Here is a 1,587-nt window from a genome sequence, read left to right as displayed (position 1 = left end):
CTACGGCCTGCATCGCCCCGGCCGCGGCCAGGAATGGATCCGCGTCGGCAACGACTATGTGCTGGTCGGCATCCTCTCCGGCGTCATCTTCGGCGCGCTTGCCGCGCATTAATCGGCACCTGCCGGACATTGAAAAGGGAGGCGGCCCGCTACGGCCGCCTTTCTTTTTGCCTGTGGAAACCGGGTATGGCCCGCATTAAGGGTCGTCGGATTTCGCGGGCGTGATTATATAATCGGGAAACGAGTTCCCCGATGCGCTTTCCACCCGCCTTCCTCGACGAGATACGCGACCGCGTGCCGATTTCATCGGTGATCGGCCAGCGCGTCGCGTGGGACCGCAAGAAGACCAACGCACCGCGCGGCGACTATTGGGCCTGCTGCCCGTTCCATGGCGAGAAGAGCCCTTCCTTCCACTGCGAGGACAAGAAGGGCCGCTACCATTGTTTCGGCTGTTCGGTCTCGGGCGATCATTTCAAGTTCCTCACCGAACTGGACGGGATGAGCTTTCCCGAAGCTGTGGAAAAGATCGCCGACATGGCCGGGGTGCCTATGCCGGTCCGCGATGCGCAGGAGGAGCGGCGCGAAAAGGAACGCGCCAGCCTGACCGACGTCATGGAGATGGCGACCGCCTTCTTCCAGGAACGGCTGCAGGGACCGGAAGGCGCCAAGGCGCGTGCCTATCTGCGCGACCGCGGCCTGACGCCGGCGACGCAGCAATCGTTCCGGCTCGGTTTTGCGCCGGACAGCCGCAATGCGCTGAAGGAGCATCTCGCCGCCAGGGGCGTGCCGAAAGCCGATATCGAGGCCTGCGGACTGGTGCGCCACGGCGACGACATCCCGGTTTCCTATGACTGGTTCCGCGACCGCATCATGTTTCCGATCCCGGATTCCAAGGGGAAGATCATCGCCTTTGGCGGCCGCGCGCTGCAGCCCGATGCGCTGGCCAAATACATGAACTCGCCCGACACCGAGCTCTTCCACAAGGGCAACGTGCTTTATAATTTCGCCCGCGCCCGCAAGGCCTTGGCCAAGGGCGGCACGGTCATCGCCGTCGAAGGCTATATGGATGTCATCGCGCTGGCACAGGCCGGCTTCGAGAATGTCGTGGCGCCGCTCGGCACCGCGCTTACCGAGAACCAGCTCGAGCTGCTGTGGCGCATGGCGCCGGAGCCGATGTTGTGCTTCGACGGCGACAAGGCCGGGTTGAAGGCCGCGTGGCGGGCCGCCGACATGGCGCTGCCGTCGGTGCAGGCCGGCCGCTCGGCGCGTTTCGCGCTGCTGCCGGAAGGCAAGGATCCCGACGACCTCGTCAAGGCCGAAGGACCGGATGCGTTTCGTAGCGTTCTGGCCGAGGCGCGGCCGCTGGTCGACCTTTTATGGATGCGTGAGACGGCGGGCGGCGTCTTCGACACGCCGGAGCGGCGGGCCGAGCTCGAGAAGACGCTGCGCGAACTGACCAGCCGCATCCGCGATGAAAGTCTCCGCTACCATTATCAACAGGAGATGCGCGAGCGCGTGTTGAGCTTCTTCGGCTCGCAGCGCGGCACCAGGCAAAGCGGCCGCCAGGATGGGCGCCCGGGCCAGGGC

General features: G+C 65.3%; 2 protein-coding genes. Both read left to right on the top strand.

What is annotated here, in order from left to right:
- A partial coding sequence (locus EN914_RS34880) for an RcnB family protein (RefSeq protein ID WP_206527312.1) occupies positions 1-112 on the top strand: 112 nt, incomplete at its 5' end.
- A 140-nt stretch (positions 113-252) separates the two neighbouring features.
- Positions 253-1,587: DNA primase (gene dnaG / locus EN914_RS34875; RefSeq protein ID WP_127389661.1), on the top strand; the 1,335-nt coding region annotated here is incomplete at its 3' end.

Origin of the sequence: Mesorhizobium sp. M7A.F.Ca.CA.001.08.2.1 (assembly GCF_003998455.1) — a bacterium.
Taxonomy (GTDB): Bacteria; Pseudomonadota; Alphaproteobacteria; order Rhizobiales; family Rhizobiaceae; genus Mesorhizobium; species Mesorhizobium ciceri.
Note: the sequence above shows the minus strand (reverse complement) of the source record. Positions and strands in the feature narration are given on the sequence as shown.